The organism is Nonomuraea antimicrobica, from assembly GCF_039536965.1.
Classification (GTDB): domain Bacteria; phylum Actinomycetota; class Actinomycetes; order Streptosporangiales; family Streptosporangiaceae; genus Nonomuraea; species Nonomuraea antimicrobica.
In genome coordinates this window covers 1-26,441 of record NZ_BAAAZP010000094.1, presented here as the reverse complement: position 1 = coordinate 26,441, position 26,441 = coordinate 1, and the positions used below count along the sequence as shown (strand labels likewise).

Sequence of the window (26,441 nt, the reverse complement as noted above, 5' to 3'; positions counted from 1 at the left end):
GCGGCCTCCTCGTCAGGTCCGGTGGCGGCGGCCGCCAGGTGCCAGGCGCGGCGGTCGGCGTGCCCGGGCGCGGTGAGGGCGGCGGCGAGCGCGCGGTGGACGGCGAGGCGGTGCCCGAGCGGTGCCCGCTGGTAGACGGCGGCGCGGATCAGCGGGTGGCGGAACCGGATCGTGGTGCCGTCGGCGTCGCCGCGCAGCACCAGGCCGGCCCGTTCGGCGGGGGACAGGTCCTCGACGGTCGCCCCCAGTGCGGCGGCGGCGGGCAAGATCACGTCGAGTTCGCCGCTCTCGTCGGCCGCCGCCGTCAGGAGCAGGTTCTGGCAGGCTTCGGGCATCCGGCTGACCTGGCCGTGGAAGGCCAGGTGCAGGCGGCCGGTGAGAGGCAGCGCCCCCGGAGAGAGCACGCTGCCGCCTTCTCCTGCCAGGGCGACCGGCAGCTCCAGCAGGGCCAGCGGGTTGCCGCCGGCCTCGGCGAGCAGGCGGTAGCGTACGGCGGGCGTGAGCGGATGCCGGTCGAGCAGCGCCGCGGCGGACTCCGGGGCCAGCCCGGACAGCCGCAGCTCAGGAAGACCGTGGGCGGGGAAGGATCCCTCACCGTCGCGCACGGCGAAGATCATGGCCACACCCTCGGCGTGCAGGCGCCGGGCGGCGAACAGCAGCGCGTCCCGAGAGGCCCGGTCGAGCCACTGGGCGTCGTCGACGAGGCACAGCAGTCCCGTCTCGTCCGCCTGCTCGGCCAGCAGGGAGAGCACCGCCAGTCCGACCAGCATCGGCTCGGAGCCGGTCGCGGGCCCGAGCCCGAACGCCGCCTCCAGAGCCTCGCGTTGCGGGCCGGGCAGCGCGGTGAGTGATCCGAGCGCGGGACGCAGCAGCAACTGCAGCCCCGAGAACGGCAGCTCCGCCTCGAACTCGACTCCCGTACCGCTGAGCAGCCGCATGTTCCCGGCCACCGCGGCGGCGTGGTCGAGCAACGCCGTCTTGCCGATGCCCGGCTCGCCGCGCAGCACCAGCGAGGAGCTGGTACCCGTCCGGGCTTTCGCCAGCAGTTCGGCGATCGCGTCCGTTTCCGGCTTTCTTCCGCACAGTTCCCCCGCACCCATGATTCCATCCTGGCATTTGTCCGGGAATGTCCAGTGCTGGGCCGGTCGTGTCCAGTCCAGTACAAGATCAGGCTGTCGCGGGACGATCAGCGGCGGCGCAGTGACGGGTCGAGCAGCGCGGGCGGGGTGTCGTTCTTCTCGTGCGCGGCGAGGTCGGTGCCGGGGGCGACGACGGCGTCGATCGCGTCGAGCACGTCGGCGGAGAGCATGGTGTCCGCGGCGGCGAGCTGCGCGTGCAGGTGGTCCAGCGTACGGGGGCCGATGAGCGCGCCGGTCACGGCGGGGTGCGCGGTCACGAAGCCGAGCGCGAGCTGGATCATCGTCAGGCCGGCCGCGTCGGCGACCTCGGCCAGTTGCTCGACGGCGGCGAGTCTGGCCTGGTTGGCGGGGATGGCGGTGTCGAAGCGTTGCGGCATGAACGTCGAGCGGTTGGTGGTGATCGCCCGGCCCGCGCGGATCGCGCCCGACAGCCAGCCCGAGGCCAGCGGGCTCCATGCCAGCACGCCGAGCCCGTACTGCTCGGTCACGGGCAGGACGTGGGTCTCGATGCCGCGCTGCAGGATCGAGTAGCTGGGCTGTTCGGTGACGTAGCGGCTCAGGTGGTGCTCGCGGGCGGCCCACTGGGCCTGCACGATGCGGTAGGCGGGGAAGGTCGAGGAGCCGAAGTAGCGGATCTTTCCCGCGCGCTGCAGGTCGGTCAGAGCCGACAGCGTCTCCTCGTCGCCGGTGTTCGGGTCCCATCGGTGGATCTGGTAGAGGTCGACGTGGTCGACGCCGAGGCGGCGCAGGCTGTCCTCCAGCGCGGTGCCCAGCCAGCGGCGCGAGCTGCCCTGATGGTTGCGCTCGTCGCTCATCGGCATGGTCGCCTTCGTGGCCAGCACGATGTCGTCGCGGCGGCCCGCGACGGCCTTGCCGACCATCTCTTCCGACTGGCCGCCGCTGTAGACGTCGGCGGTGTCGATGAGGTTGATCCCGGCCTCAAGGGCCGCGTCGACGATCGCGGTGGCCTCGTCCTGGGTGGTGCGCCCGATCTTGCCGAAGTTCATCGCGCCGAGCGCGAGGGTGCTGACCTGCACACCTGTGCGGCCCAAGGTGCGGTACTGCATGACGGTGTCTCCTCATTGCGGGGGAAGCGTGGTGCGTCACGTGGCTTGGCTACCAGGCCCTCGCTCTGGCATCATCACCAAAGCGGAACCTCGTTCCGGAACGATACGGAACACGGTTCCGCTTTGGCAAGCGGCGGCGTAGGGGAGTGGTGCGGTGAACGACGGAAACGAGGCCACTGGGCAGGCGGTCGTGTCCAGGCGGAAGGACGCCCGGCGCAACCAGGAAACCCTCCTCAACGCGGCCGCCACGGTCTTCGTCGCGTCTGGCGTGAACGCCCCCGTACGCGACATCGCGGCCAAGGCGGGCGTCGGGGTCGGCACGATCTACCGCCATTTCCCGACGCGAGCGGACCTCGTCATCGCCGTCTACCGGCACCAGGTCGACGCCTGCGCCGAGGCCGGGCCGGCCCTGCTGGCGACCGGCCTTTCACCGCACGCCGCACTGGGGCAGTGGATCGACCTCTTCGTCGACTTCCTGGTCACCAAACATGGACTCGCCGCCGTGCTGCGGTCCGACAACTCCGACTTCGAGGCGCTGCGCGCGTACTTCCTCGACCGCCTCGTGCCCGTCTGCGCCGAGTTGCTCGAAGCCGCAGCCGTCGCCGGTGAGATCCGGCCCGGCATCGATGCGTACGAGCTCATGCGCGGCGTCGGCAACCTCTGCATCGGCGCGGACAGCGACCCCCGCTACGACGCGCGCCACATGGTCGAACTCCTCATCGCAGGGTTGCGCGGGCCGCACCGCTGACCTCGGCCTGCGGCGATAATGCGAACCGGGTTTACTTCTGAACCCGGTTTGCATTATCGTCATGACCATGGTCGGCGTCAGCAAGGAGAAGAAGGCGCAGCGGCGCAGGCACATCGCCGAGACGGCGCTGCGGCTGTTCGCCGAGCGCGGTTTCGACGCGGTGACCGTCAACGAGATCGCCGAGGCGGCGGGGGTCGCCAAGGTCACCCTGTTCAACTATTTCCCGAGCAAGGAGGCGCTGGTCCTCGACGTCGTCGAAGAGGACACCGCCGCCGTCGTGGCGGCCCGCGCCCCCGATCAGACGCCGCTCGCGGCGCTGCGCGCCCACTACCTGGCCTTCAGTGAGCGGGCGGCGGAGGTGGACGTCGAGCAGCTCATGGTCAGGATGCGGGTGATCGGCCAGAGCCCCACCCTGCTCGCGGGCGTCCAGCGGCTGCGGTACGGCCAGCGCGCGGCCCTGGCCAGGGCGCTGGACGGCCGCGAGTCCTGCCCCGCGCCCGACGACCTCACCGACGACCTCATGGCGGACCTCATGGCGGCGCAGATCATCGCCACGATCCAGCTCCTGCAGGAGACGTTCTTCGAGCGGCTGGCGGCGGGCATGAGCCTGCGCGAAGCGGGGGAGCGGTTGAGGCCCGACGTCGAGCGCGCCTTCGACCTCCTGGAAAGGGGACATGGATCGTGAAGAAGGGCATCAACTATGACACCGGATTCCTGCCGGAGCCCGGCACCTCGCGCAGGGCGTTCGACCCCGAGACCGTCCGGCGGGAGATGCGGGTCATCGCCGACGAGCTGCACTGCACGGCGGTGCGCGTCTCCGGCGGCGACCCCGGACGGCTGAGCGTCGCCGCCGAGCAGGCCGCGGCGGCCGGGATGGAGGTGTACTTCGCGCCCTTCCCCGTGGACCTGACGCCCGAGGCCGCCCTCGACCTCTACGCGGACTGCGCCGACCGGGCCCAGGCCGTCGACGGCGAGGTCGTGCTGGTCACCGGCTGCGAGACCAGCGCCTTCTGCCAGGGCTTCATACCGGGCCTCACCTACGGCGATCGCCTGCAGGCCATGGCCACCGCAGACGTGACCTGGTGGCAGTCGCTCGGCCCGACCCAGCAACGGCTCAACGACTTCCTCGCGGAAGCGGCCGACACCGTCAGGCCGCGGTTCCGTGGCCGGGTCACCTATGCCTCCGGCCCGTGGGAGTCCATCGACTGGAGCCCGTTCGACCTGGTCGGCGTGGACGCCTACCGCGCCGCGTACAACGCGGAGACCTTCCGCGAGGAGATCCGCGCGCACCGACAGCACGGCAAGCCCGTCGTGGTCACCGAGTTCGGCACCTGCGCCTACCAGGGCGCCGGCCGGCTGGGCGGCATGGCGTGGCAGCCGCCGGAGGGCGCCGTGCCCGACGAGCAGGAGCAGGTGCGCTACCTCACCGAGCTGGTGGACATCTTCGAGGCGGAGGGCGTCGACACCGCGTTGTGGTTCACCTTCGCCGGATACACCCGGCTCGGCGCCGCCGACCTGGGCTCGTACGGTGTGGTCAGGATGCTCGACGAGACCCGCTGGGAGCCCAAGGCGGTCTTCCACGCCATGGCCGGACGCTACAAGTGAAGGTCCCGGTGCCCGGGATGCCGCGCAGCGGGCTCGCCTAGACGGCGTAGAAATATGACAAACGGTGTCGGGTTTTGCGGCAAGCATGGCTCCACCGGTCGGCGTCGACGGCCGACCGGTGGAGCCATGCGAACAGACAAGGACCTCGATGCACGAAACACCAGGACAGCTCCAAGGGCCGCGGGCCGTCGCCGACCTGGGTCGCGAGACCATTGACGTGGTGGGAGCGCGTACCAACAATTTGCGGGACGTGTCCGTGAGCATCCCCAAAGGGCAGGTCGTCGCCTTCACCGGAGTGAGCGGCAGCGGCAAGACCTCGCTGGCCATAGACACCCTGCACAACGAGGCCCAGCTACGGTATCTGGAAGGGCTCTCGCCGTTCGTCCGGCAGTACATCACCCAGCGCAATCGGCCGAAGGTGGACCGCATCCTGGGACTCGGCGCGACGCTCGCGGTCGACCAGCGCCGCCTGAACCGCAACCCCCGCTCCACGGTCGCGACGATCACCGGCATCGACGGGCACCTGGGGCTGCTGTACTCGCGCCTTCCCGGGATCGACGCGGAGCCGGCGGCGGACAGCGGGGACGGGTATCTGACGACCGCTCACTTCGACCGCGACACGCCGGAAGGGAGCTGCGCGGACTGCCACGGGGTGGGCGGGCGCTGGCAGGCGCAGGAGGACCTGGTCATCACCCACCCGGAGCTGCCGCTCTTCGCGGGGGCCTCGCCCTGGTACGCCAAGTGGCGGTCGGGGGAGCACGCGTTCATACCGGCGCTCGCCGAGAAGCGCGGGGTCGACCTCGGCCGGCCTTGGCAGTCGCTGCCTGAGGAGTTCCGTCACTGCGTGCTGTACGGCACGGGTGACGAGAAGATCGAGGCGACCGTCGACATGACGAACAAGAACGAGACGGCCCTGGTGACCTACACCTCGAGCCAGCCGCTGCGGGGCGCGCTCGCCGAGGTGGAGCGGGTGTTCGTGAACGCCCAGACGTCCAGCGCCAAGCAGCGCTACCTGCCGTACATGCGCAAGCGGCCCTGCGGCACCTGCGGCGGCAGCGGGTACTCCCAGGCGGCCCGGTCCGTGCGGCTCGGCGGGCTGACGTACCCGGAACTGATCGAGGTGGAAGTACGCGAGGTACGCGGCTGGGCGAGGCGCGTGCTGGACGACCTGGGCGCCCGACAGCGCGAGGTGGGTGAGCCGCTGCTGCAGGACCTGGGTCGCAGGCTCGGCATCCTCGACCGGCTGGGCCTGGCCCATCTCCAGCTCTCCCGGAGCGCGGTGACGCTGTCCGGGGGCGAGCTGCAGCGAACCCGGCTCGCCGCTCAGCTCAGCACCGAGCTGAGCGGGATCATCTTCGTCCTGGACGAGCCCGGGACCGGGCTGCATCCGGCGGACAAGGCGCAACTGCTCGACATCGCCCTGGAGCTGCGCGAGGCCGGCAACACGGTGCTCCTCGTCGAGCACGACCCCGAGCTGATCGCCCGGGCCGACTGGGTGATCGACATGGGGCCGGGCGCGGGTCGCCTCGGGGGTGAGGTCCTCGTGTCGGGGCGTCCCGCCGACGCGGCCGCCCACCCGAAGTCGCTGACCGGGCGCTATCTGACCGGTGGGGGGCCGCGGCTCCGCAGAACCCGCCGCCCGGCCGGAGACGACACCGGTTGGGTGGAACTGCACGGCCTGCGCGCGCACAACGTGACCGCGGACCTGGTACGTTTCCCCGTCGGTCGGCTCACCTGCCTGACCGGGGTGAGCGGCAGCGGCAAGAGCAGCCTGCTGGGCGCGCTCGGGGCGAGCGCGGAGGCCACCCTGAACGGGACGGCGACCGACACGGTGCGAAAGGTGACCGGACTCGAAGGGTTCAGTTGGGTCGCCGTCGTCGACCAGGAACCGCTCGGGCGGACGCCGCGATCCAACCCGGCTACGTACAGCAAAGCGTTCGACATCGTCCGCAAGCTGTTCGCCGAGACCGACGCGGCGCGCGGGCGCGGGCTCAATGCCTCCTGGTTCAGCTTCAACACCGCGGATGGCGGCCGTTGCGAGACCTGCACCGGTTATGGACGCAAGCTGGTGGACATGCACTTTCTGCCGGATGTGTGGGTGGTCTGCGACGCGTGCGAGGGCCGGCGTTACAAGCCGGAGGCTCTGGAGATCAGGTATCAGGGGTTGGCCATCGATCAGGTGCTGGGGCTGACCGTCGCCGAGGCCGTCGAGCGATTCTCCGAGGACCCGCAGCTCGCGGAGACTCTGGGAGCCCTGGACCAGGTCGGGCTCGGCTATCTCCAACTCGGCCAGAGCGCCACGGAGTTGTCCGGCGGCGAGGCGCAGCGGCTGAAGCTGGCGTCCGCGATCCGGCGTGGTGCCGGGAGCCGCAAGGCCGGCCTCGTCGTGCTCGACGAGCCGGTCTCGGGCCTGCACCCGTCCGACATTCAGCGTGTGGTGGACGCGCTCGATGTGTTGCTCGACTCGGGCAACACCGTCGTCGTGGCCGAACATGACATTCCCGTCGCCGCGTCCGCGGACTGGGTGATCGACCTGGGGCCTGGAGCCGGTCCGGACGGAGGCGCGGTGGTCGCGGAGGGCACCCCGGACGCCGTCGCGACGGCGGACACCCCCACCGCCGGCTTCTTCCGGCGGTATGCGGCGGGCCTGCCGCTCCTGGAGGTGCGGGAGAGCGCGATGAAGGTCAGCGTGAATGGATCTCTTCGTGCGCCTCTTCGAGAGAAGATCCCGCCAGGAACGCCGCGACCCCGCCGGTGAAGTTGGAGCACTCGAAGACGTCCTCATGCGGGCAGGCCAAGACGTGGGCGATGGCGGTGCGTGCCACCTGAGCCTGGGCGATCCGTTGGTCCAGCTCGGCGAGCTTGCGCTGGTACAGCTCGCGCCATTCGTCGCCGGCCGGCGAACGGGCGACGATGAAGGCTTTGATCTCCCGCAACGTGAAGCCGACAGCGCGCAGCATCACGACCACACCGACCAGCCCGACCGCCGACGGCGGATAACGCCGTTGCCCCGAGACCCGGGCGGGCGCCGGTAGGAGGCCGAGATCCTCCCAGTAGCGCAGGGCGGAGGTGGCGACACCCGTGCGGTTCGCCAGCTCCCCGATCGTCAACTGCTCACCCATTGACTTCAAGCATACTTGAAGCCGTTGACTGGCGATCATGCAGACAACAGGCACATCTCTCAAGCAACGCGTGATCAGATACCTGGTGGGCCAGGCCCATCGCCCCCGGGGGATCGTCGGGTGGGCGAACGGCTGGATGTTCGCTCTTCGCCCCTCCAACCGGCAGCGCAACATCTGGGCGGTGTCGTTGCTGGACGTGCAGCCCACCGACCGGGTGCTCGAGATCGGTTTCGGCCCCGGCATCGCCATCGCCGAGTTCGCCCGCCGCGCCACCCGGGGCCACGTCTTCGGCATCGACCACTCGCGGGCCATGGTCCGGCAGGCCGCCCGTCGCAACGCCGCCGCCGTCCGTGCCCGCCGCGTGCACCTCACGTACGCCTCCGTGGAGCAGTTGCCGAGCGTCGGCGATCCGCTCGATGCCATCCTCGCCGTCAACTCCGTGGGGTTCTGGCCCGACCCGGTGGCGCGGCTTCGGGAGCTGCGCCGCCTGCTCCGCCCCGCAGGACGCATCGCGCTCGTCAGCCAGCCCCGCTGCCCGGGCGCCACCCGGGACACCACGGTCCGAGCCGCCCAAGAGCTCCAGGACCTGCTCACCCAGGCCGGCTTCACCCACCTCCGGGTCGAGACCCTCGAACTCGACCCGCCCGTTGCCTGTGTGCTCGCCGGCAATCCGACCGGCAGTCCGACCGGCAGTCGGTCATGACCGCATACGGGATCGTGGTCATGACCGCGCCTCGAAACGGAGTGCGCCGCGCAACAAGGGGCGCGCCGCCAGAGCGTCCGCCGACCGGCCCGGCGGGCATATGCCTTGAGAAGCTCCCAGGTCGGCGGCCCTTGCACGTAATCAGGCGCGGATCGTCTCCACCGACTCCAGGATCGTCTCGGCCACGCCGTCGATGTGGTCACGCAGGAAGAAATGCCCGCCGGTGAAGACGCCCAGCTCGAAGCGGTGCGTGGTGTGCCCGCTCCAGGCACGCGCCTCGGCGGGGCTCGTGAGGGGGTCGCTGTCGCCGGTGAGCGCGATGATCGGGCAGTCGACCGACGCCCCCGCCACGGGCCGGTAGGTCTCGATCGCCCGGTAGTCGGCGCGGATCACCGGCAGCACCAGCTCGCGGATCTCGGCCTCGTCGAGCGCCGCCGCCTCGGCCGGGTTCAGCTCCTTCAGATGCGACACCAGCCCATGGTCGTCGAGGAGGTGCACCAGGTCATGGCGGACCCGGCTGGGCGCGCGCCGTCCCGACACGAACAGCGCGGCCGGGCCGTCGCCGCCGAGGTGCAGGGCGGTCTCGAACGCGACGAGGGCCCCCATGCTGTGCCCGAAGAACACCCGCGGCCGATCGCCACCGGGGCGCAGGACGTCGGCGATGCGGGCGGCGAGGTGGCGCAGGTCGCCGGCCGGCGGCTCCCCGCGTCGATCCTGCCGGCCGGGGTACTGCACGGCGAGCACGTCGGCGGCGGGGGAGAGGGCCTTCGACAGCGGGTGGTAGAAGCTCGCCGAGCCTCCGGCGTGCGGAAAGCAGATCACCTCGACACCGCTCTCGGGCGAGGTGTGAAAACGGTGGAGCCACAGGTCGGCTCTCGTCACGGCATTCTCCTTGCTCGTGGGCCTCGGACCGCGCTCCGGCCGGGCCCGCGGGGTCAGTTCTGGGAGGGGGCGGGGTGGTCGCGGAACTCCGCGGCGACCGTGCGTACGTACCGGCCGTAGGCGGACGAGGACAGCTCCGACCCGAGCCTGTCGCAGGCGTCGGCGTCGATGAACCCCATGCGCAGCGCGATCTCCTCGACGCAGGCGATGCGCACCCCCTGCCGCCGCTCCAGTACCTGGACGTACTGGCTGGCCTGCAGGATCGACTCCGGCGTCCCGGCGTCCAGCCAGGCGAACCCGCGCCCGAGGTCCACGAGCCGCGCCTTGCCGCGCTCCAGGTAGGCGCGGTTCACGTCGGTGATCTCCAGCTCGCCCCTGGGAGAGGGCCGCAGGTTCTTGGCGATGTCGATCACGTCGTTGTCGTACAGGTACAGGCCGACGATCGCCCGGTTCGACCGGGGCTTGGCGGGTTTCTCCTCGATGGAGACCAGCCTGCCCGAGCCGTCGGTCTCGCCGATCCCGTACCGCTCGGGGTCGCTCACCGGGTAGCCGAACAGGACGCACCCGTCCACGTTCGAGACGTTCGCCTGGAGCGTGTCGTAGAAGGAGTGGCCGTGGAAGATGTTGTCGCCCAGGACGAGGGCCACGGGGCCGCTGCCGATGTGGTCGGCCCCGAGGATGAAGGCGTCGGCGAGGCCGACCGGCTCGTCCTGCTGTGCGTAGCTGATGTTGAGCCCGAGGTGGGACCCGTCGCGGAGCAGGCGGGCCAGTTGGGGCAGGTCGGTGGGGGTCGAGATGATGAGGATGTCGGTGATGTTCGCGAGCATGAGCACCGACAGGGGATAGTAGATCATCGGCTTGTCGTTCACCGGGAGAAGCTGTTTCGAGACGGCGAGCGTGAGCGGGTAGAGCCGCGTGCCGTGGCCGCCCGCCAGGATGATGCCCTTCATCGCTGTTCCTCGTTGTCGTGTGTCGGGGAGAGGGGTGTGGTCGTGGTCGTGGCTAGCGGGGCGGAAGGAGTGTGATGCTGCTCTTCACGTGCCGTTCCACCTGGTCGCGGCTGTAGAGGAGCGGGAAGTACGCGTTCGTGCGCCAGCGCTCCGCGAGGTCGTGGTGGTGCGGGCTGCGCGGGTCGCCCGACTGGCCGGGGGCGTTCAGCGCCCTGGACTCGTCCCACCTGCCGACGTCGAGCACCATCTTGAACGTCGCGCCGGACGTCTGGCGGAACGTGGCCGGGTCGTACCCCGAGGCGTCCACCGTGTACGGCGAGCCGCCGCGCGGGAAGGGACCCACGTGCTCCCCGGCGAGACCGGTGAACACGGTGTGCTGCAGCCCGTCCCACCGCCACAGCCCCGGATCGGCGCCGAGCCGCCCGGCGACGTCCCGGTACGCCTCCGCGAGCGTGGTGCGCAGCAACTCGTCCCGTACGGCGTCCCCGCCGGGCCCGAACCAGCGTTCCGGCTGCTCCAGCGCCTCGACCAGCAGGCTGACATCGGTGACGGGGATGGCGTCGGCCACCTGCGGCGGCAGCACCGCGCGCCGGAACGCCGGCATGAGCCGGCGGGAGAGCCACGGCTCGAACAGCGCCGCCTGCGGCGAGTCCCCCTCCGCCGCACCGTCGTAGGAGCGGAGCAGGTCCAGCGCCCGCGCCGCGTCCCCGTCCGCGCCCTCCAGCGAGGCGAGCACGCGGACGATCCGCCGGGCCGGTTCTGACACCTTGTCGGCTTGCAGGCGCATCGAGTCCTCCAGCGAGCCGCGCCGGGTGGCCGCGAGGACCTCGTCGATGCGCTCCTTGCGGTACGGGGGATCCCACTCGAACCCCACCGGCACCCGGTTGTCCTCGGGCAGGTTGAACTCGTTGGCCGAGGCGACGAATCCGGGCCGCGGGTTGCGGACGCGGGGCAGCAGGGCGCCGTCGTGGAAGCCGTCCCACTCGTAGCGGCCGTCGCCCGGCACGGGCAGCAGGCCGTCGTAGCCGGTGCGCTTCGGGGTGAGGCCGCCGGGCACCCAGCCGATGTCTCCCGAGACGTCGGCGTACACCTGGTTCTCCGGCGGGCCGCCCCAGCCGCTCATGGCCTCGGCGAACTCGTCGAAGTCACGGGCCTCCATGTAGGCCAGGCTGCCGAAGTAGGGCGCCGTGCCCGGTTCCAGCCAGGCGGTGCGCAGCGCGTACGCGAGGCCGCGGTCGCGGTCGACCTTGAGCACCGGGCCGTGCCTGGTGAAGGTGAGCTGGGCGACGGCCGGCTCCGAGCCCGCGACCTCGATCCGCTCCGTGACGGTGCCGAAGCGCTCCCAGCCGTCGCCGTAGCGGTACCTGCCCGCGTCGGCGGGGTCGAGCTCGTAGACGTACAGGTCCTCCTGGTCGGTGCCGAAGATGGTCAGCGCGAACGCGGCCGTGCCGTTGTGCCCCATCGAGATGCCGGGCAGGGCGGGTTCGCCGGCCCCGATGACGTCGAGCCCGGGGGCGGACAGGTGGGTGATGTAGCGCAGCGACGGCGCGGTCAGGGCGCGGTGCGGGTCGCCGGCCAGGATGGGGCGGCCGGTGGCGGTGCGGCCGGGGGAGATCGCCCAGTTGTTGCTGCCCCCCGCCGCCGCGAGGGATCCGGTGTCGGCGGGTATGGCCCGCGGCACGCCGTTCTCGACGACCACGGCCCGCGTGCCGAGCTCGTAGCTGCGCAGCACGTCGGCGGGCACGTCGCAGGGGTCGAGCCCGTCCGGCAGGGAGGTGGTGTGCTCGGGTTGCAGCCGCCACAGGCGGTCCGCCGCCTCGGCCCCGCCCGCGCAGGCGACGATCGAGCGGAGCACCTCGCTGAAGGCGTTCCTGGCCAGGCCGTGGCTCCTGATCCGCACCACGTCCTCGGGACGCCAGCGCGCGGGCGCGTAGCCGAGCCGGCGGAACTCGGGCGGCAGGTGCTCGGGGTTGCGGGCGAGCCAGTCCACGTAGGCGTTGATCCCGTCGGTGAACCTGGTCGCGGTCCGCTTCGCCGTCGGCCCGTAGGCGGCCCATTCCTGGTCCATGTCGCCCCGGTACAGGAACAGCCTGGCCGCCTGGTCCTGCTCCACGTAGGCGGGGCCGAACGCGGCGGAGAGCTGCCCCAGGCCGCGCCGCCGCCACAGGTCGATCTGGAACAGCCGGTCCCTGGCGGCGTTGAACCCCTGGGCGAGGAAGAGGTCGTCCCTGTCGCGGGCGTAGATGTGCGGGACGCCCCACTCGTCCACGAGGATGCGGACCGGCTGCCGCAGACCCGCCACGTGGTGTGTCGTGTCCGCCGGCTCGGCGGTGGCGGGCGGCGGCGCCATCAGGCTCAGTACGAGCGTCGTGACCAGCGCGGCTCTGGCGCCCAGGCGCGTCAGCACGACTGCGCCCCCTCGGCCGGCTCGTACCCCTTGAGGGGTTTCCACCAGTCGCGGTTGTCCAGGTACCAGCGCACCGTCGCCGCCAGTCCTTCGCCGAAGCGGACCCGCGGCGTGTAGCCCAGCTCCCGCTGGATCTTGCCGATGTCGACGGAGTAGCGGAAGTCGTGGCCCTTGCGGTCGGGCACGGGCCGTACCGAGGACCAGTCCGCGCCCATGGTCTCCAGCAGCATCCCGGTCAGCTCCCGGTTGCTCAGCTCGGTGCCGCCGCCGATGTTGTAGACGTCGCCCGCCCGGCCCGACTCGGCGACCAGCGCGATCCCGTCGCAGTGGTCGTCGACGTGCAGCCAGTCCCGTACGTTGCGCCCGTCGCCGTAGAGGGGGACCGGCAGCCCGTCCGCCAGGTTGGTGACGAACAGCGGGATGACCTTCTCGGGGAACTGGTAGGGGCCGTAGTTGTTGGAACACCTGGTGACGCGGACGTCCAGGCCGTGCGTCCGGTGGTAGGCCAGGGCGAGCAGGTCGGAGGCGGCCTTCGACGCCGAGTAGGGAGAGTTCGGCCGGAGGGGGTCGGCCTCCGAGAACGATCCTGCCGCGATGGACCCGTACACCTCGTCCGTGGACACGTGCACGAACCTGCCGACCCGGGCGTCCAGCGCGCACTGCAGCAGGACCTGGGTGCCGAGCACGTTCGTCCTGACGAACTCCGCGCCTTCCTCGATGGAGCGGTCGACGTGCGACTCTGCGGCGAAGTGGACGACCAGGTCGACGCCGTCCATCGCATCCCGCACGAGCGGCGCGTCGGTGACGTCCCCGTGGACGAAGCGGAAGCGGGGGTCGGCGGCGACGTCCGCGAGGTTCTCCAGGTTGCCCGCGTAGGTGAGCTTGTCGAGCACCACCACCTCGGCTCCGGCCAGGGCCGGATAGGTGCCCCGGATCACTCTGTCGACGAAATTCGAGCCGATGAAGCCGGCGCCGCCCGTCACAAGAACGCGCATGATCAGCCTTTCGTAGTCGGCATGGTCCGGCCGTGTCCGGCGGGCCGGGCTCACCGCGGTCCATGACATGACGCCCGCCTCACGAACCGCCAGGGAATCCCGGGCGTTTAGGGGTGACCGGCGGGAAGAGAGGGGAGATCGCGCCCCTTGTCGCGTGGCGGGCGCGGGATTTCGACGCGCGCGCTCGCCCGAAAAACGTGTCCCCGGTTGCGCGGAAGGCCGTCGGCGGCCCGCCGTAGGGGGCGCCCGACGGTGCGGCGCAGAAATGCGAAAAGCCGGTAGGGGCCGATAAGGGTTGGTCCCCGGGGATGGGCTCCGACTAGCGTTCTCGCCGTTGAGCCTGGCAGAAATCGGCGGCATTCGTAAACGCGGGCCCAATTCCTGAGTGCCGTATTCGGCCTCGGGGAGGCGGCCTCGTGACGGAAACACCGCTCTGACCGCGAATCCGACCACGAATCCACGTGAATCCGACCGCGAACCATGCTCCGGCCGCCGGCCGGGCTCGCCGTCCGGGCCGCCCCACCACGGACGCTCCGGGACGCGATGGGAGAGGTGTATTGGCAGTGGCCATGCAAACCACGGCAATCCTGGGCACCGGTTCCTACCTGCCGAAGGAAGAGGTCCCCAACGAGGAGGTGGCGGCGCCGGCGGGCGTCACCGCGGACTGGATCGAGCGGAAGACCCAGATCACCTCCCGCCGCCGTGCGGCGCCCGACGAGGCGACCTCCGACCTGGCCGTCCGGGCCGCCCGCGAGGCGCTGGACCAGGCCGGCATCGACGTCGGCCGGATCGGCTACCTCATCGTCGCCACGTCGACGGGCGACTCACCCCAGCCGCCCACGTCGTGTCTCGTCCAGGACGCGCTCAGCGCGCACGGCGCCGCGTGCTTCGACATCAACGTGGTGTGCAGCGGCTTCGTGTACGCGCTCGCGGTGGCGCACAGCCTCATCGCGCTCCGGCCTGGCAGTTACGCGCTGGTGGTCGGCGCGGACGTGTACTCGCGCATCCTCGACGCCACCGACCGGCGCACAGCCGTGCTGTTCGGGGACGGCGCCGGCGCCGTCGTCGTCGGCCCGGCCCCCGGCCCTTCCGGGATCATCGGCTTCGACCTGTGCAGCGACGGCGGCGCCAGCCGGCTCATCAGGGTGGACGCCGGTGGCAGCAGGCTCCCTGCGTCGTACGAGACGCTCGCGGCGGGCGGCCACTACTTCCGCATGGACGGCCGCGGGGTCACCGACTTCGTGATGAAGACCGTGCCGCCCGTGCTGGACGGCCTGCTGGACGGCGCGGGATACCGGCCGCACGACGTCGACGTGTTCGTGCCGCATCAGGCGAACGGCGTCCTTCTCACCGAGTTGATCGGGCGGGCCGGCCTGGACGGCGCCCGTACCCCGCGCACGCTGGAGAAGTACGGGAACGTCGGCAGCGCGTCCGTGCCCGTGGCGCTCGACCACGCCAACCGGTCGGGCCTGCTGAGCGAGGGCGACCTCGTCCTGCTCGCCGGCTTCGGCGGCGGCATGTCCATCGGGGCGTGCCTTCTCCACTGGTCGGCGCCGCCGGCGCCGGCGGCCCGGAAGGGGCAGACATCATGAGCGAGATCCGCAGTGAGATCCGCAGTGAGATCCGCAAGGTGGGAGTCGTCGGGTGCGGCGTCATGGGCTCGGGCATCGCCGAGGCGTGCGCCCGAGCCGGCCTGGACGTGCTGGTGGCGGTGTCCACCGAGGCGTCGATCGAGCCCGCCAGACGGCGTCTGCTGAGGTGGCTCGACGGCGGCGTGCGCAAGGGGACGGTCACCGAGGCCGGGCGTGACGAGGCGCTGGCGCGCGTCTCCTTCGTCACCGACCTGGGAGAGCTGGCTGGCAGGCAGATCGTCTTCGAGTCCGTCCCGGAGATCGAGTCGGTCAAGCTCGAGGTGCTGGGCGCGATCGACAAGATCCTGCGGGCCGACGACGCCGTCATCGCCACGAACACCTCCTCCATCCCGATCATCAGGCTGGCCCGGGCAACCAGCCGGCCCGATCGCGTCATCGGCGTGCACTTCTTCAACCCGGTGCCCGCGCTCGCGCTGGTGGAGGTGATCGGGTCGCTGCTGACCGCGCGTGAGACGTGCGAGCGGGTGGAGGCGTTCGTCGCCGGGACGCTCGGCAAGCAGGTGATCAGGTCGCAGGACCGGGCGGGGTTCGTGGTCAACGCGCTGCTCATCCCGTTCCTGCTGTCGGCGGTGCGCATGGTCGAGACCGGCTTCGCCTCCGCCGACGTCGTCGACAAGGGGATGACGCTGGGCTGCTCCCACCCCATGGGCCCGCTGCGGTTGGCCGACCTGATCGGGCTCGACACGGTCGCGTCGATCGCGGACGCCCTCTACGAGGAGTTCAAGGAGCCGCTCTACACGCCCCCGCCGCTGCTGCTGCGCATGGTCGAGGGCGGGCTCCTCGGCAAGAAGAGCGGCCGCGGGTTCTACGAGTACCCGTAGTGCCCGGCCGACCCGACAAGATCGCAAACAGAGAGGTTTCCGCCATGCGGATCACGCAGCTCGCGGTGAGCGGGGTGTTCCTGGTCGAGCCCAAGGTCTTCCCCGACAGCAGGGGGCAGTTCCTGGAGGCGTTCAGCCAGCCGGCGTTCGAGGAGGCGATCGGTCATCCGCTCTCGATCGCCCAGGTCAACTGCTCGGTGTCGAGCCGCGGCACGATCCGCGGCCTGCACGCCAACCAGCTCCCCGGTCAGGCCCGCTACATGACCTGCCCCGCGGGCGCGATCGTCGACATCGTGGTCGACATCCGGGTCGGCTCGCCGTCCTACGGCCGGCACGTCGCCGTCGAGCTGAGCGCCGCGAACCGGCACGCCCTGTACCTGGCCGAGGGGCTGGCACACGGGTTCTCGCCGCTGACGGACGAGGCCACGGTCGTCTACCTGTGCTCGACCACCTACTCCCCTGACACGGCGATCACGATCAACCCCCTGGACCCGGGGCTCGCCCTGCCCTGGCCGGGCGGGTCGGAGCCGCTGCTGTCGGACAAGGACCGCATCGCCCCGTACCTGAGTGAGGCGGAGGAGTTCGGGCTGCTGCCGTCGTACGCCGCGTGCCGGGCCAGGTACGACCAGCTCAGTGACCAGGCCCTGGTCGGCTGACGGCCCGCGAGGAGACGCAAGGAGCCAGCGATGATCCCGTTGTTCAAGGTGCCGATGTCCGACGAGGCGCCCGCCGCGGTCGCCGAGGTGGTCGGCAGCGGCCAGATCGGCCAGGGTGCCAAGGTCGCCGAGTTCGAGCAGGCCCTCGCCGCGCGCATCGGCAATCCGAGGGTGGTCACGGTCAACAGCGCCACCTCGGGCCTGCACCTCGCCCTGCACATGGCCGCAGGGGGAGCCGGCGGCGCGGACCCCGGCGAGGGGGAGGTGCTGTCCACGCCGCTGACCATGGAGGCCACCAACTGGGCGATCCTGGCCAACCGGCTGCGCATCAGATGGGTCGACATCGACCCGGCCACCCTCAACGTCGACCTCGACGACCTGGCCGCGAAGATCGGCCCCAGGACCCGCGCCATCATGGTGGTGCACTTCGCCGGCTATCCGGTGGATCTGGACCGACTCGCCGCGATCCTGGACGAGGCCGAGTCCAGGCTCGGCTTCCGTCCCGTCGTGATCGAGGACTGCGCGCACGCGTGGGGCGCCGCCTACCGCGGCAGGCCGATCGGTACGCACGGCAACGTCTCGGTGTTCAGCTTCCAGGCCATCAAGCACCTCACCACCGGCGACGGCGGCGCGCTCGCGCTGCCCGGCGACGAGCTGTACCGGCGGGCCACGCTGCTGCGCTGGTTCGGCATCGACAGGACCGCCGACCGACTCCGCAACCCGCCGGACGTCCCCGAATGGGGCTACAAGTTCCACATGACCGACATCAACGCCTCGATCGGGCTGGCCAACCTGGCCAAGGCGGACGACGTGCTGGCCAGGCACCGCGACAACGCCGCCTTCTACGACCGTGAGCTGGCCGGCGTGCCCGGGCTGGAGCTGACCGAGCGGGCGGCCGACCGGCTCTCCTCCTTCTGGATCTACCCGATGAAGGTGGAGGACCGCGACGGGTTCATGAAGCGCATGGACGACGCCGGGATCATGGCGAGCAACGTGCACGAGCGCAACGACCTGCACACCTGTGTCCGCGACTACCGGGCGGAGCTGCCCGGCCTGGACGGCGTCGCGCGGCGCGTGGTGTGCGTACCCGTCGGCTGGTGGGTCACCGACGAGCAGCGCGCCTTCATCGCCGACACCATCAAGGCGGGCTGGTGAGCACCGCGATCGTGTTCCCGGGGATGGGGCCGCTCGCCGTGGACGAGGTGGCCGCGTTCATGCTGGGCGACCCCGCGGCGCGGCGGCTCACCGCGATCGCGGACGACGTGCTGGGCTACTCCCTGATGGACCGCTTCCAACGGGCGGAGGGCGACTACAGCGAGGCCGCGCAGGTGGCGTTCATGGTGGCCTGCGTGGCCCTCGCCGACTGGGCCGGGCGCAACCTCGGCGTGGAGCCGGAGGCGTGCGTCGGCCCGAGCTTCGGAGGCAAGGCCGCCGCGGCGTACTCCGGCGCGCTGCCCTTCGATGACGCGGTGCGCCTCACCGCCGATCTCGCGCGCTGCACGGACGACTACTTCGGCCGCGAGCACACCGACGTCGTCACCCACTCCTTCGTCCGCACGCCCGAGCCGCGGCTGCGGGAGCTGCTCGCCGAGCTCGACGCGCAGGGCGAGTGGTACGAGGTGTCCTGCCACATCGACCACGACTTCTACATGCTCTCCCTGCGAGAGCGGCAGGAGGAGTGGCTGAAGGGGCGGGTGCGGGCGAGCGGCGGGCTCTCCCTGTACACGATGCGCCCGCCCATGCACTCGGCCGCCTTCGCGCCGCTCCGGCGCCGCGCGGAGGAGGAGGTGCTGGACGGGCTGCGGTTCGCCGACCCGAGGCTGCCGGTCGTCGACGACCACGACGGCACCGTGCTGACCACCGGCGAGGGCGTGCGGACGATGTTGCTCGACGGTATCGTACGGGCCCTGCGATGGCCGGACGCGGTGGCGGCGTTGAAGCGGCTCGGCGTGGGCACGGTGTGCGTCTGCGGCCCGGACAGCCTGTTCGGCAGGGTCGCGCTCACGAGGAAGACCTTCACGGTGACGCCGGTGAACCCGCGGACGGTGGCGCTCGCGGCCTCGGCCGTCTGAGCTGCCGCGCACGCGGGAAGGCCCACGGCTCACCCCGGTGAGCACGTGGGCCTCGGTGAGGTGTCAGGCGTTCGGCCCGCTCAGCGCGGAGAGCGTCTTCCACAGCACGGCGGGGGTCTCGAACGTCTCCATGCTCAGCGCCTCGTCCAGGAAACGTACGCCGTACTCGCCTTCGAGCGTGGTCAACAGGTCCACGATGCCGAGCGAGTCGAGCCCGAGGTCCATCAGCCCGACGTCCTCCTTGAGTTCCTCGTCGGGCGGCAGAAAGGGAAGGTGGCGGCGGAGGATGTTCTCGAAACGGTCGTCCCACATTTTTGTCGATGTTCCCTTCTCATGGCTTCCGGGGGAATTCGGGAAATATTTGACGGCCCTTCTCGGGGATTATTCTAGATAAGCGTGACGGGCGTGTACAGAGCATTTTTTAAATGATATTCGAGAAGAGTGTGAGAATGGCAGAGAAAAGCGAGTGGCCGCTGTACGAACTGTTTCTGCGCGGTCTTGGGAAATCTCCCGGCGGCGCCGCGTTCAGGGTCGGCGCGGACGTCGCGACGTACGAGCAGGTGCACCATCTGGCGCTGCTCTGGGGCGGCGCGCTGCTGCACACGCCCGCCACGCCGCCGGCGGCCGTCGGGGTGCTCGCCGCCAAGGGGACGATCGCCTACGCCGGCATCGTGGCCGGGCTCTACGCCGGGGCGACCGTCGTGCCGCTGCATCCGGACTTCCCGATCGCGCGCACCAGGCAGATGATCGCCGCCGCCGGGGTCTCGGCGCTGGTGGTGGACGAGCGGGGCCGCAAGGTCGCCGCCGAGTTGCGCGGCGAGGGCTTGGAGGTGTCCGTCCTCGCACCCGGCGCCGAGCGCGTCGACCCGGGCCACGCCCTGTCCAGGCCCCGGCCCGTCGAGCCGGGCGGCGTCGCCTACGTCCTGTACACCTCGGGCTCGACCGGCACCCCGAAGGGCGTCCCGATCACGCACGCCAACCTGGCGCACTACTTCCACTTCATGGACCGGCGCTACGACTTCACGCCCCGCGACGTCTTCTCCCAGACCTTCGACCTGACCTTCGACTGCGCGATGTTCGACCTGTTCTGCGCCTGGGGCGCCGGAGCAACCTCGGTGGCCGTGCCGTCGCTCGCGTACCGGAACCTGCCCCGCTTCCTGGCCGAGCAGGGCGTCACCGTCTGGTTCTCCACCCCCAGCGCCATCTCGATGGCGCGCAGGACCGGCGGCCTCGCTCCGGACATGATGCCGTTCCTGCGCTGGAGCCTGTTCGCGGGTGAGGCGCTGAAGTGCGCGGACGCGACCGACTGGCAGCGGGCCGCACCCCGGTCCGTGCTGGAGAACCTGTACGGGCCGACCGAGCTGACCATCACCATCACCGGCCACCGCTGGTCGGAGCGGACCTCGCCCGGCCTGTGCGTCAACGGGCTGTCCCCGATCGGGTTCGTCAACGACGGCCACGACCACCTGCTGCTCGACGGCCAGGGGCAGCCAGCGTCCACCGAGGGCGAGCTGTGGATCACCGGCCCGCAGACCACCCCCGGCTACCTCGACCCTCGCAACGACGAGGGCCGCTTCGTCGAGCGGGACGGGCGCGTCTGGTACAACACCGGCGACCGGGTCCGGCGCGTCGCGAACGGCGAACTGGTCTATCTCGGCCGGGCCGACGCCCAGGTCCAGGTGCAGGGGTGGCGCGTCGAACTGGCCGAGATCGACCAGGCCGTACGCGGCTGCGCCGGCATCGAGGACGCCGTGACCATCGGCGCCCCGACGGGCGACGGCTCCACCGCGCTCGTGGTCTTCTACACCGGGACGCCAGCGCAGCCGTCCGACCTCGCCGTCCAACTCCGCAGGACGCTGCCGCCGGGCATCGTTCCCCGGCGCTACCACCACCTGGCGGAGTTCCCGCTGAACCCCAACAGGAAGGTGGACAGGGCCGGCCTGCGCGACCGCGCCGCGAAGCTGCTCACCGGGCCCGCCCCCTCCTCGGGCAGCAGGCCCGGCTAAGGCGGGGACGGCAGGGTCGCGGCCGATCAGCGCCCGCCCGCCGGGCGCAGGCCGCGGCGCAGAGAGAAGATCATGTCCTCGCGCATCTTCCTGGTGATCTCCACGTCGGCCACCACGGACGCGCCGTGGAACGTCCCGGGGTACAGGACGAGCTCCGTCGCGACCCCGGCGTGCGTGAGCCGCTGGGCGTACGCGATGCCCTCGTCGCGCAGCGGGTCGAACTCGCACACCACGACCAGCGCGGGAGGCAGCCCCGTGAGGTCCTCGGCCCGCATCGGAGCCGCGTACGGGGACACGTCGGGCGACCCGGGGGCGGGCCCGCCCTTCAGGTAGTAGCCCCACATGGCCTCGGTGTTCCTGCCGTTCCACCCCGGGGTGTCGACGAACTCCCGCACCGACTTCGTGGTCATCCGATCGTCCAGCACGGGAACGTCCAGGAACTGGAAGCACAGCGCTGGTCCGCCGCGGTCACGGGCGAGGAGGGACACCGCGGCGGACAGGTTGCCGCCGGCGCTGTCGCCGCCGACCGCGACGCGTGAGACGTCCACGCCCAATTCCCCGGCGGCGGAGTGCAGCCAGGTCAGCGCCGCGTAGGTGTCCTCCAGCGCGCCGGGGAACGGGGTCTCGGGGGAGAGCCGGTAGTCGACCGACACGACGACCGCGCCGACCCGGTCGGCGATCTCCGTGCACCGGGCGTCGAAGGCCACCAGGTCGGAGGCGACGAAGCCGCCCCCGTGCACGTAGAGCAGCCCCGGGCCGGGCCGCTCCGCGGTGGACGGCTCGTACACGCGCACCCTGACCGGCGGCGCGCCCTCAGGGCCGGGGATCTCCCGGTCGGCGACGTCCACGGGGTGCCGGGGGGTGTAGGTGGGAAGGCTCTCGTGCCAGGCCCGCTCCTGCTCGGGGGTGAACACGATCTCCTTGTCGACCACCTTGGCCAGCTCGACGGCGGGGATCAGCGACGCCAGCGGCGCCAGCTCAGGATCGAGGGCATAGGGCATGAGATCATCTCCTTTCTGGTGTGCGGCGGGGCGCCGTACCGCCTCGCCTGGGCAATCGGACGGCGGACGCGCGGCACGTCACTGGGCGGTGGTGCCGCCGTCGACGGGCAGCGCCGCGCCGGTGACGAAACCGGCCTCGTCACTGAGCAGGAACGCGACGAACGCGGCGACCTCCTCCGGCGTGGCCGCCCGCCCGGCCGGGTTCGGCACCCGCGTCCCCAGCGGTCCCTCCGGCGGCGCGCCCAGCAGGCTGCGCAGCAACGGCGTGTCCACGTTGCCGGTGACCAGGGCGTTGACCCGGATGCCGCGCTCGGCGTTCTCCAGCGCGGCCGCCCGGGTCAGCCCGACCACGCCGTGCTTGGCCGCCACGTACGCGCCGGCGCCCGGCACTCCGACGACGCCGAAGGTGGAGGCGTTGTTCACGATCGACCCGCCTGCGCCCCCGGCCGCGATCGCCGGGATCTGGTACTTCAGGCCGTAGAAGACACTGGTGAGGTTCTGCGCCAGGTCCGCCTGCCAGCCGGCGTCGTCGACGTCGGGCAGCATCCCGGCCGCGTTCACGCCGCCGACGTTGTTGAACGCCCCGTCCAGGCGGCCGAACTCCTCCACCGCGGCCCGCACCACCCGCTCGGCGTCGGACTCCACCGTGACGTCGGCCGCGACGAACAGCGCCCGGCCGCCGCGCGCGCGGATGCCGGACACGACCTGCTCGCCGACGTCCTTGCGCCGCGCCGCGACCACCACGGCGCCGCCCTCCGCCGCGACGCGCTCCGCGGCCGACCGCCCCATGCCGGAGCTGCCCCCGGTGACCAGCACGACCTTGCCTGCCAGACGTTCGGTCATGACGGCTCAGCCCTCCTCGTCCGGGTTCGCCGCGTCCTCGCGGAACCGGTTGATCCGGTCGATGTGGTGAGCGCGGAACTCGGGGTCGTCGACGCCCAGGCCAGGACCCGGTGCCAGGCAGAGCACCCCGATCTTGCCGCTGTGGGCGTTCGCGTGGACCTGGCGGGCCGCCCTCCCCACCTCGTCGAGGCCGTAGACGGCGGACACGGTGGGGTGGACCGCCCCCTTGGCGATGAGCCGGTTCGCCTCCCACGCCTCACGGTAGTTCGCGAAGTGCGTGCCGACGATCCGCTTCAGGCCCATCCACAGGTAGCGGTTGTCGTACTGGTGCTGGTAGCCCGACGTGGAGGCGCAGGTGACGACGGTGCCGCCGCGCCGCGCCACGTACACGCTGACGCCCATGGTCTCCCTGCCCGGGTGCTCGAAGACGACATCGGGGTCGTCGCCGCCGGTCAGGTCGCGGATCTGCGCCCCGAACCGCCGCCACTCCCCGGGATCGGGCGTCTCGGGATCCTTCCAGAACCGGTAGCCTTCCGCGGCCCGGTCGATGACGAGGTCCGCGCCCTGGGCGCGGACCAGTTCCGCCTTGCGAGGGCTGGACACCACGCACACCGGGATCGCCCCGGCCCGCACCGCGAGCTGGGTGGCGTACGAGCCGAGCCCGCCCGCGGCGCCCCAGATGAGCACCACGTCGCCCAGCTTGATGTTCGCGCCGTTGCGCGAGATCAGTTGCCGGTAGGCCGTCGAGTGCACCAGGCCGGAGACGGCCGCCTCCTCCCACGTCAGGTGGCCGGGCTTGGGCATGAGCTGGTTCGCCTTCACCAGGCTGAGTTGTGCCAGCCCGCCGTAGTTGGTCTCGTACCCCCAGATGCGCTGGTCGGGGTCGAGCATGCTGTCGTCGTGGCCGTCGGGCGAGGACAGCTCGACCGACAGGCAGTGCGCCACGACCTTGTCGCCCGGCCGCCAGCGGTGCACGCCAGGGCCGGTCCGCAGCACCACACCGGACATGTCCGAGCCGAGCACGTGGAACGGCCGGTCGTGGATCCCGGCCGAGGGCACCGACTTCGCGTACCGCTTCAGGAACCCGAACGTGGGCACCGGCTCGAAGATCGCACTCCACACGGTGTTGTAGTTGATGCTGCTCGCCATCACCGCGACCAGCGCCTCGCCCGGGCCGGGCTCCGGCGTGGGGACGTCGCAGAGGGTCAGTGACTTCGCCGGGTCGCGGCTCTCGGTCCTGATGCCCGCGAACATGTCGGCGTCCTCCTCCAGGACGACCGCGCCACGGAAGCTTTCCGGGATCGGGACGCGCCGGAGCTGCTCGGTGTCGTACTCACCTGACAGTAGAAGGTCAGCGATATCCTTCATCGGCCTCTCCTCGCCGGGGTGGGGTGATGCGGTTCGGTGGCGGACCGGGGGATCCCGGCCCGCCTGTCAGGACGTGCCGAGCTGGTCGTCCAGCGCGGCGAAGAGCTCATCGTCGGAGAGGTCGTCGAAGTCCTGCTCTGCGTCGGCCTCCTCCGCCTCGCCGTTCGGCCTTTCCGCCGCGCGCAGGACGTCCCTGAACCGGTCGGCGATCCGCGCCCGCTCCCCGGACGGCAGGGCCTGCTCCCGCAGCAGTTGCTCCATCTCGTCGAGCCGGGCCAGCAAGGACGCGGCCGGCGACTCCTCGGGCGCGAGCTGCTCTCCCAGGAACCGGGCGAGCGCGACCGGGGTGGGGTGGTCGAACACCAGCGTGACCGGCAGCTTCACCCTCGTGGCCTGAAGGAGCTGGTTGCGCAGCTCCACCGAGGTCAGCGAGTCGAACCCGAGCTCGTTGAACGCCCTGTCGGGCTCGATCGGGTCCACCGACGGGTGCCCCAGCACCGCCGCGGCCTCCGACCGCACCAGCGACACCAGCGCCCGCGCCCGCTCGTCCGGGGACAGGCCCGCCAGCCGCGTTGCGAGCGCCGTGCCGCCGTCCTCGTCCTCCACGGTGTCCGAGCCGGCCAGCGCCCTGGCGAACTCGGGGATGGCGCTCACCAGCGGGCGGGGCCGCGCCAGCGCGAAGGCGGGCGCGAACCGCTCCCAGTCGATGTCGGTCACCACCAGATGGGCGTCCCCGGCGGCCACCGCCTGCCCGATCGCGGCGGCCGCGATCTCCGGCGCCATCGCCCGCAAACCGCTCCTGCCGAGCCGTTCCCCGCCGGTGCCCTCCATCATCCCGCCGCCGCCCCATCCGCCCCAGGCGATCGAGACGCCCACGAGCCCACGGGCCCGTCGCCGCCGCGCCAGCCCGTCCAGGAACCCGTTGGCGGCCGCGTACGGGGCCTGCCCGCTCGATCCCCACACGGCCGCGCCCGAGGAGAACAGTACGAACGCCTCCAGCGGCCGGTCACCCAGAAGCTCGTCCAGGTTTACCGCACCGGCGATCTTCGCGCGGCCGACCCCGGCGAAGTCCGCCGGCGTAGTCCCGGTCACGGGCATGTCGTCGTGTCCCGCCCCCGCCGCGTGCATCACCGCCGTCAGCGGCGGTTCGTCGGAAAGCGATTCGAGCAGGTCCCGTACCGCGTCCCGGTCGGTCACGTCGCAGCCGGCGATCGTCACCGCGGCACCCAGCCCGGTCAGCTCCGCCTCCAGGTCCGCCGCGCCGGGCGCGGACCGGCCGGCGCGGCTCACCAGCACCACGCGGTCCGCGCCCTCCCGGGCCAGCCACCGGGCCACGTTCGCCCCGACCCCGCCCGTACCGCCGGTGACCAGCACCGTTCCCCGAGGTCTCCACACCTCCGCCGGCCCCTTGGGCGAGGGCACCATGCGCCGCGCGTGCACGCCGCCCGCCCGGATCGCCACCTGGTCCTCCCGGTCCTCGCCGCCCGCCAGCACGTCGCGGAGCAGCGCGACCTCCTCGGCGCGCGGGGCGGAGGGAAGGTCGATGATCCCGCCCCACGTGTTCGGATGGTCCACCGCGAGCACCGCGCCCATGCCCCAGACCGACGCCTGGAACGGGCTCGCCGGCTCGCCCGCCTCGCCGAGGGCGACACCTCCGGAGGTCACGACCCACAGCGGGGCACCCACCTCGGCGTCGGCCAGCGCCTGCACCAGCGTGACGGTCGCCGCCGCGCCCCGGGACATCGTGGGGTGGTCGGGATGCGGCTCGTCGTCGAGTGGCAACAGGCAGAGCACACCGTCCACGGCGTCTGCGGAGGTGATCGTGGAGCGTACGCTCTTGGCGAGCGCCTCGCGGTCGTCGCCGTTCACGATGAGCGCACGCACCCGTACGCCGCCCGCCTCCAAGCCCTCCACGACGTCACGGACGATCCGCGCATCCTGCTCCGCGCCGGGCACGGCCACCAACCAGGCCCCGCCCTCCTGACCTCCGGCGACCGGGACGGTCACCTCACGCCACACGATCCGGTACCGCCAGCCGTCGAGCACGGAGCCCTTGCGCCGCTCGTCGCGGAGCGACGACAGGGCGGGGAGCACGTTCCTGAGCGCACCGGCATCCACGTTCAACCGCGCGGCCAGCGCGTCCGTCTCCTCGGACGCCAGCTCCTCCCAGAAACCGTCGTCCTCCGCCACGGACCCGGGCACGTGAGCGGCGTCCTGGTCGACCCAGTAGCGCTGGTGCTGGAACGGGTAGGTCGGCAGGTCGATGTGGGTGGTCGTGGTGGGTTGGCTGTTGGTGTGGATGTGGTGCCAGTGGGGTGTGGTGGTGGTGTGGGTGTGGATGTGGGCGATGGCGGTGAGGAGGGTGTGGGGTTCGGGGTGGTTTTTGCGGAGGGTGGGGGTGAAG

General features: G+C 71.5%; 23 protein-coding genes. 11 read left to right on the top strand and 12 right to left on the bottom strand.

Translation table 11 applies throughout. The features are described from left to right. Positions 1-1,100 (bottom strand): AAA family ATPase (locus ABD844_RS26100; RefSeq protein ID WP_344883219.1); only part of this gene is annotated, 1,100 nt, incomplete at its 3' end. A gap of 86 nt (positions 1,101-1,186) precedes the next feature. Then, positions 1,187-2,206 (bottom strand): aldo/keto reductase, encoded by a 1,020-nt coding sequence (locus ABD844_RS26095; protein WP_344883216.1) that lies wholly within the window; start codon positions 2,204-2,206, stop codon positions 1,187-1,189. Positions 2,207-2,360: 154 nt separating this feature from the next. On the opposite strand from ABD844_RS26095, the gene ABD844_RS26090 reads away from it, so the two are divergent. The 4 genes from ABD844_RS26090 to ABD844_RS26075 all read left to right on the top strand — a co-directional run bounded on the left by ABD844_RS26090 (position 2,361) and on the right by ABD844_RS26075 (position 7,317). Next, positions 2,361-2,954 carry a TetR/AcrR family transcriptional regulator gene (locus tag ABD844_RS26090; protein WP_344883213.1) on the top strand — a complete coding sequence of 198 codons (594 nt, stop codon included), beginning with the start codon at positions 2,361-2,363 and terminating at the stop codon, positions 2,952-2,954. A 61-nt stretch (positions 2,955-3,015) separates the two neighbouring features. Beyond that, on the top strand, positions 3,016-3,639 hold the full coding sequence (locus ABD844_RS26085) for a TetR family transcriptional regulator (protein ID WP_344883210.1): 624 nt from the start codon (positions 3,016-3,018) through the stop codon (positions 3,637-3,639). Continuing rightward, entirely contained in the window at positions 3,636-4,559 is a 924-nt protein-coding gene (locus ABD844_RS26080; RefSeq protein WP_344883207.1) for a glycoside hydrolase family 113 protein, read from the top strand. The genes ABD844_RS26085 and ABD844_RS26080 overlap by 4 nt, the downstream gene beginning before the upstream one ends. A gap of 148 nt (positions 4,560-4,707) precedes the next feature. Then, positions 4,708-7,317: an excinuclease ABC subunit UvrA gene (locus ABD844_RS26075; RefSeq protein ID WP_344883204.1), complete on the top strand. Its 2,610-nt coding sequence runs from the start codon at positions 4,708-4,710 to the stop codon at positions 7,315-7,317. Here the strand turns inward: ABD844_RS26075 and ABD844_RS26070 are convergent. Then, the gene (locus ABD844_RS26070) at positions 7,244-7,681 is read right to left on the bottom strand and encodes a MerR family transcriptional regulator (protein WP_344883201.1); all 438 of its coding nucleotides are present in this window, start codon (positions 7,679-7,681) and stop codon (positions 7,244-7,246) included. The genes ABD844_RS26075 and ABD844_RS26070 overlap by 74 nt on opposite strands. A gap of 37 nt (positions 7,682-7,718) precedes the next feature. Between ABD844_RS26070 and ABD844_RS26065 the strand changes: the two genes are divergently transcribed. After that, a complete protein-coding gene (locus ABD844_RS26065) occupies positions 7,719-8,384 on the top strand; it encodes a class I SAM-dependent methyltransferase (protein WP_344883198.1) in 666 nt (221 codons plus the stop codon). 141 nt (positions 8,385-8,525) lie between these two features. Here ABD844_RS26065 and ABD844_RS26060 read toward each other — a convergent pair whose 3' ends face one another. The 4 genes from ABD844_RS26060 to rfbB are packed head-to-tail and all read right to left on the bottom strand — an operon-like array spanning position 8,526 to position 13,618. Then, complete coding sequence (locus tag ABD844_RS26060; protein WP_344883195.1) at positions 8,526-9,266, bottom strand: thioesterase II family protein; 741 nt, start codon at positions 9,264-9,266, stop codon at positions 8,526-8,528. 53 nt (positions 9,267-9,319) lie between these two features. Then, a complete protein-coding gene (rfbA, locus tag ABD844_RS26055) occupies positions 9,320-10,216 on the bottom strand; it encodes a glucose-1-phosphate thymidylyltransferase RfbA (protein WP_344883192.1) in 897 nt (298 codons plus the stop codon). Positions 10,217-10,268: 52 nt separating this feature from the next. Continuing rightward, the gene (locus ABD844_RS26050; RefSeq protein ID WP_344883189.1) at positions 10,269-12,623 is read right to left on the bottom strand and encodes a penicillin acylase family protein; all 2,355 of its coding nucleotides are present in this window, start codon (positions 12,621-12,623) and stop codon (positions 10,269-10,271) included. Continuing rightward, a complete protein-coding gene (gene rfbB / locus ABD844_RS26045) occupies positions 12,617-13,618 on the bottom strand; it encodes a dTDP-glucose 4,6-dehydratase (protein WP_344883186.1) in 1,002 nt (333 codons plus the stop codon). The genes ABD844_RS26050 and rfbB overlap by 7 nt, the downstream gene beginning before the upstream one ends. Positions 13,619-14,187: 569 nt before the next feature. Here rfbB and ABD844_RS26040 point away from each other — a divergent pair. From ABD844_RS26040 to ABD844_RS26020, 5 genes are read left to right on the top strand one after another with little or no spacing between them, the layout of a single operon-like run. After that, positions 14,188-15,210 (top strand): 3-oxoacyl-ACP synthase III family protein, encoded by a 1,023-nt coding sequence (locus tag ABD844_RS26040; RefSeq protein ID WP_344883183.1) that lies wholly within the window; start codon positions 14,188-14,190, stop codon positions 15,208-15,210. Beyond that, the gene (locus ABD844_RS26035) at positions 15,207-16,091 is read left to right on the top strand and encodes a 3-hydroxybutyryl-CoA dehydrogenase (protein ID WP_344883180.1); all 885 of its coding nucleotides are present in this window, start codon (positions 15,207-15,209) and stop codon (positions 16,089-16,091) included. The genes ABD844_RS26040 and ABD844_RS26035 overlap by 4 nt, the downstream gene beginning before the upstream one ends. Before the next feature lie 44 nt (positions 16,092-16,135). Next, positions 16,136-16,747, top strand: a complete 612-nt coding sequence (gene rfbC / locus ABD844_RS26030; RefSeq protein WP_344883178.1) for a dTDP-4-dehydrorhamnose 3,5-epimerase — start codon at positions 16,136-16,138, stop codon at positions 16,745-16,747. A gap of 30 nt (positions 16,748-16,777) precedes the next feature. After that, positions 16,778-17,902, top strand: coding sequence for a DegT/DnrJ/EryC1/StrS family aminotransferase (locus ABD844_RS26025; RefSeq protein ID WP_344883175.1), 1,125 nt, complete (start codon positions 16,778-16,780; stop codon positions 17,900-17,902). Further along, the gene (locus ABD844_RS26020; protein WP_344883172.1) at positions 17,899-18,819 is read left to right on the top strand and encodes an ACP S-malonyltransferase; all 921 of its coding nucleotides are present in this window, start codon (positions 17,899-17,901) and stop codon (positions 18,817-18,819) included. The genes ABD844_RS26025 and ABD844_RS26020 overlap by 4 nt, the downstream gene beginning before the upstream one ends. A gap of 63 nt (positions 18,820-18,882) precedes the next feature. Here the strand turns inward: ABD844_RS26020 and ABD844_RS26015 are convergent, their stop codons facing one another. Further along, positions 18,883-19,131, bottom strand: a complete 249-nt coding sequence (locus ABD844_RS26015) for an acyl carrier protein (RefSeq protein WP_344883169.1) — start codon at positions 19,129-19,131, stop codon at positions 18,883-18,885. A gap of 137 nt (positions 19,132-19,268) precedes the next feature. Between ABD844_RS26015 and ABD844_RS26010 the strand changes: the two genes are divergently transcribed. Beyond that, on the top strand, positions 19,269-20,825 hold the full coding sequence (locus tag ABD844_RS26010) for an AMP-binding protein (protein WP_344883166.1): 1,557 nt from the start codon (positions 19,269-19,271) through the stop codon (positions 20,823-20,825). A gap of 26 nt (positions 20,826-20,851) precedes the next feature. On the opposite strand, the gene ABD844_RS26005 is transcribed toward ABD844_RS26010, so the two are convergent. The 4 genes from ABD844_RS26005 to ABD844_RS25990 form a co-directional block, all read right to left on the bottom strand. After that, entirely contained in the window at positions 20,852-21,826 is a 975-nt protein-coding gene (locus ABD844_RS26005; RefSeq protein ID WP_344883163.1) for an alpha/beta hydrolase, read from the bottom strand. Positions 21,827-21,904: 78 nt separating this feature from the next. Continuing rightward, entirely contained in the window at positions 21,905-22,669 is a 765-nt protein-coding gene (locus ABD844_RS26000) for an SDR family NAD(P)-dependent oxidoreductase (RefSeq protein WP_344883160.1), read from the bottom strand. A gap of 6 nt (positions 22,670-22,675) precedes the next feature. Next, positions 22,676-24,037: a crotonyl-CoA carboxylase/reductase gene (gene ccrA, locus ABD844_RS25995; RefSeq protein ID WP_344883157.1), complete on the bottom strand. Its 1,362-nt coding sequence runs from the start codon at positions 24,035-24,037 to the stop codon at positions 22,676-22,678. Positions 24,038-24,103: 66 nt separating this feature from the next. Then, positions 24,104-26,441: SDR family NAD(P)-dependent oxidoreductase (locus ABD844_RS25990; protein WP_344883154.1), on the bottom strand; the 2,338-nt coding region annotated here is incomplete at its 5' end.

Excerpts from the sequence above, each read along its gene's own strand:
- ABD844_RS26095 (WP_344883216.1), bottom strand. The coding sequence starts at position 2,206 with ATGCAGTACCGCACCTTGGGCCGCACAGGTGTGCAGGTCAGCACCCTC.
- ABD844_RS26085 (WP_344883210.1), top strand. The coding sequence starts at position 3,016 with ATGACCATGGTCGGCGTCAGCAAGGAGAAGAAGGCGCAGCGGCGCAGG.
- ABD844_RS26075 (WP_344883204.1), top strand. The coding sequence starts at position 4,708 with ATGCACGAAACACCAGGACAGCTCCAAGGGCCGCGGGCCGTCGCCGAC.
- ABD844_RS26070 (WP_344883201.1), bottom strand. The coding sequence starts at position 7,681 with ATGGGTGAGCAGTTGACGATCGGGGAGCTGGCGAACCGCACGGGTGTC.
- ABD844_RS26065 (WP_344883198.1), top strand. The coding sequence starts at position 7,719 with ATGCAGACAACAGGCACATCTCTCAAGCAACGCGTGATCAGATACCTG.
- rfbA (WP_344883192.1), bottom strand. The coding sequence starts at position 10,216 with ATGAAGGGCATCATCCTGGCGGGCGGCCACGGCACGCGGCTCTACCCG.
- rfbB (WP_344883186.1), bottom strand. The coding sequence starts at position 13,618 with ATGCGCGTTCTTGTGACGGGCGGCGCCGGCTTCATCGGCTCGAATTTC.
- ABD844_RS26040 (WP_344883183.1), top strand. The coding sequence starts at position 14,188 with ATGCAAACCACGGCAATCCTGGGCACCGGTTCCTACCTGCCGAAGGAA.
- ABD844_RS26035 (WP_344883180.1), top strand. The coding sequence starts at position 15,207 with ATGAGCGAGATCCGCAGTGAGATCCGCAGTGAGATCCGCAAGGTGGGA.
- rfbC (WP_344883178.1), top strand. The coding sequence starts at position 16,136 with ATGCGGATCACGCAGCTCGCGGTGAGCGGGGTGTTCCTGGTCGAGCCC.
- ABD844_RS26025 (WP_344883175.1), top strand. The coding sequence starts at position 16,778 with ATGATCCCGTTGTTCAAGGTGCCGATGTCCGACGAGGCGCCCGCCGCG.
- ABD844_RS26015 (WP_344883169.1), bottom strand. The coding sequence starts at position 19,131 with ATGTGGGACGACCGTTTCGAGAACATCCTCCGCCGCCACCTTCCCTTT.
- ABD844_RS26010 (WP_344883166.1), top strand. The coding sequence starts at position 19,269 with ATGGCAGAGAAAAGCGAGTGGCCGCTGTACGAACTGTTTCTGCGCGGT.
- ABD844_RS26005 (WP_344883163.1), bottom strand. The coding sequence starts at position 21,826 with ATGCCCTATGCCCTCGATCCTGAGCTGGCGCCGCTGGCGTCGCTGATC.
- ABD844_RS26000 (WP_344883160.1), bottom strand. The coding sequence starts at position 22,669 with ATGACCGAACGTCTGGCAGGCAAGGTCGTGCTGGTCACCGGGGGCAGC.
- ccrA (WP_344883157.1), bottom strand. The coding sequence starts at position 24,037 with ATGAAGGATATCGCTGACCTTCTACTGTCAGGTGAGTACGACACCGAG.